Genomic DNA, 2,909 nt, shown 5'->3' with positions numbered 1-2,909 from the left:
CTCCTTGCCAGTGACGTTGCGAAGCGTGCCGCTGGCCGGCGCGTCGATCTCCATCGCCGCCTTGTCGGTCTCGATCTCGAAGAGCACGTCACCCTTCTTGACGCGAGCGCCCTCCTCGGCGAACCAGCGCGAGATCTGGCCGGTCGCCATGTCCATGTCGACCTTGGGAAGAATGACTTCTGTCGGCATCGCTCAGCGGACCCCTTTCACGAGGTCGCGCGCTGCGGCGATGATGTCGGGAACCTGCGGCACGGTGGCCTTTTCCAGGTCCGGATTGTAAGGGATCGGCGTCTCGGCGCCGCCCAGGCGCACGATCGGCGCATCGAGATAATCGAAGGCCTCGCTTTCGGCGACGAGCGCGCTCACTTCCGCGCCGATGCCGAGCGTCTTCACCGCTTCGTAGACGCAAAGCAGGCGCGAGGTTTTCTTCACGCTGTCGATGATGGTCTGCCGGTCGATCGGGCGGATGGTGCGCAGATCGACGACTTCGATGTCGATGCCCTCGCCTTCCAGCGCCGCGGCGGCGTCGAGCGCCTTCTGCACCATGATCGATGTGGCGACGATGGTGAGGTCGCGGCCCTCGCGGCGGATTTCGGCCTTGCCGATCGGAACGGTATAGTGGCCTTCCGGCACATGGCCCTTCATCTTGTAGAGCAGCTTGTGCTCGAAGATCATCACCGGATCCGGATCGGCAACGGCGGCCAGCAGCATGCCCTTGGCATCGTGCGGCGTCGCCGGCTGGATCACCTTCAGGCCAGGCACATGGCCGAGCCAGGCTTCCAGGCTCTGGCTGTGTTGGGCGGCTGCACCCGTGCCGGAGCCGGCAGGGAAACGCATCACAACCGGCACCGAGACCTCGCCGCCCAGCATGAAGCGCATCTTGGCCGCCTGGTTGACGATCTGCTCCATGCCGAGCGTGGCGAAATCCGAGAACTGGAATTCGAAGATCGGCCGCATGCCGGTGACGGCCGCGCCCACTGCCACGCCAGCGCCGCCCAGTTCGGAGATCGGCGTGTCGATCACCCGGTCGGTGCCATACCGTTCGACGAGGTCGCCGGTCACCTGGAAGGCGCCGCCATAAACGCCGATATCCTCCCCCATCAGGAAGACGCGCTCGTCCATGTCCATGGCGATGGCCATGGCTTCCTGGATCGCCTGGGCGTAGCTCAGTTCACGCACCACGGCGTCCATCACGCATGCTCCGTGTAAACATAGTCCTCAAGGGTGGCGATCTCCGGCGCCGGGCTCGCCTTGGCGAATTCGATGCCGTCGGCAATCTCCTTGGCGACCGCGTCGCGGATCGCCTCAATGCCCTGGTCGTCGATGAAGCCGAAATCGCGCAGCTCCGTCTCGAACAGCGTGATCGGATCGCGGTTCGCCATCCAGTCCTCGATCTCTTCCTTGGTGCGGTAGCGGTTGCGGTCGCTCTTGGAATGGCCGCGATGACGGTAGGTCTTGGACTCGATCAGCGTCGGCCCCTCGCCGGCGCGCGCCCGCTCGACCGCTTTGAAGGACGCCTCGGCGACCTCGGAGAAGATGTTGCCGTTGACGATGACGCCCGGCATCGAATAGGCGGACGCCCGCTCGGCGATGTTCTTCACCGCGGTCGAGCGCGCCGTCGACGTCGACATGCCGTAGCCATTGTTCTCGCACACGAAGATCACCGGCAGCTTCCAGATCGCCGCCATGTTCAACGCCTCGTGGAAGGCGCCTTCATTGTTAGCGCCGTCGCCGAAGAAGGAGACCACGACCTTGCCGGTCTTCATCCTCTTGGATGAAAGTGCTGCGCCCACGGCAATCGGAATGCCGCCGGCAACGATCCCATTGGCGCCGAGATTGCCCTTGGCGACATCGGCGATGTGCATGGAGCCGCCCCTGCCCTTGCAATAGCCGGTGGTCTTGCCGAAGAACTCGGCGAACATGCGGCTGACCTCCGCGCCCTTGGCGATGCAATGGCCGTGGCCGCGATGCGTCGAGGTGATCTGGTCATCCTCGGCGAGCGGCATGCAGATGCCCATGGCGCTCGCTTCCTGCCCGATCGACAGGTGCATGGTGCCGTGGATGAGGCCGCGCATGTAGCACTCTTCCGCGCCCTCTTCGAAGCGGCGGATGAGGTACATCTTGTGAAGCACCTGTCTCAGTTGCTCTGGACGGTACTGGCGATAGACGAAAGGCAGGTTGGCCCGGCTATCCACGACGGCTTTGCTGGCTCCGGCCATGATCACGCCTCCACGGTTCCGTAGACGAGCTTGTCCTGGCGGGCGCGCAGCTCGGCGATCTTCGAGCCCGGCGCGGGCGCGGCATTGGCATAGGTGATGAGCTCGCCCTTCTTGATGGGCGCCGTCACGGAGCCGCCCTGCAGCAGGCCGCAGGGGATCGCGCGCGCCGCATGGGCTTCCGGCGCCGTCATGATCCAGGCGCGGTAGCAATATTCGCCGATGGCATCGAGCTTGTCGCCGGGCTTCAGGTCCTTCTTGGCGACCGCGCAGACCTCGGCCACGGGCTTTGCCAGCGGCACCATGTCGGCCTTGCCGTAGAGCACGACGCGGGCGCAGGTCAGCGGCACTTCCAGCGAGGTCAGGTGATAGGGGCGATGGAAGGTGAAATACGGGCCCTTGCCCATCTTCAGGTCTTCCATGCGCTCCGAGATGCGCGGATGCGACATGTCGGCCACGACGAAGACGCCCGGCGCGACGCCCTTGCCGATCGAATAGTCGACGACGCCGACCTTCGACAGCACGCCGCCGTCCTTCTCAGGCACCAGCACCTTCGACAATTCGCCGAGCGTGGCCGCCGGGCCGTGCATCCCGGGCTTGTCGGGAACCAGCCCAGTCGCGTTGGCGATCGCCGCCATCTCGACCATTGTCTTCGAACCGTCGACGAATTCGACCAGCATGCGCACATTCATG

At 64.9% G+C, this 2,909-nt stretch carries 3 protein-coding genes and 1 pseudogene; all 4 read right to left on the bottom strand.

The window, feature by feature from the left end; all coding sequences use genetic code 11:
- The coding region (locus EOA28_RS31245; protein ID WP_128315636.1) for a biotin/lipoyl-containing protein at positions 1-189 on the bottom strand (189 nt) is incomplete at its 3' end.
- A gap of 3 nt (positions 190-192) precedes the next feature.
- On the bottom strand, positions 193-1,191 hold the full coding sequence (locus tag EOA28_RS31240) for an alpha-ketoacid dehydrogenase subunit beta (protein WP_127251778.1): 999 nt from the start codon (positions 1,189-1,191) through the stop codon (positions 193-195).
- Positions 1,191-2,219 (bottom strand): thiamine pyrophosphate-dependent dehydrogenase E1 component subunit alpha, encoded by a 1,029-nt coding sequence (locus EOA28_RS31235; protein ID WP_127251777.1) that lies wholly within the window; start codon positions 2,217-2,219, stop codon positions 1,191-1,193. The genes EOA28_RS31240 and EOA28_RS31235 overlap by 1 nt, the downstream gene beginning before the upstream one ends.
- Before the next feature lie 2 nt (positions 2,220-2,221).
- Positions 2,222-2,909, bottom strand: a pseudogene (locus EOA28_RS31230) (SAF domain-containing protein); the annotation flags it as partial.

Origin of the sequence: Mesorhizobium sp. M2A.F.Ca.ET.067.02.1.1 (genome assembly GCF_004023285.1) — a bacterium.
Classification (GTDB): domain Bacteria; phylum Pseudomonadota; class Alphaproteobacteria; order Rhizobiales; family Rhizobiaceae; genus Mesorhizobium.
This window is presented reverse-complemented; position numbering and strand designations above follow the sequence as displayed.

Coding starts and splice junctions, on each gene's coding strand:
- EOA28_RS31240 (WP_127251778.1), bottom strand. CDS start 1,191: ATGGACGCCGTGGTGCGTGAACTGAGCTACGCCCAGGCGATCCAGGAA.
- EOA28_RS31235 (WP_127251777.1), bottom strand. CDS start 2,219: ATGGCCGGAGCCAGCAAAGCCGTCGTGGATAGCCGGGCCAACCTGCCT.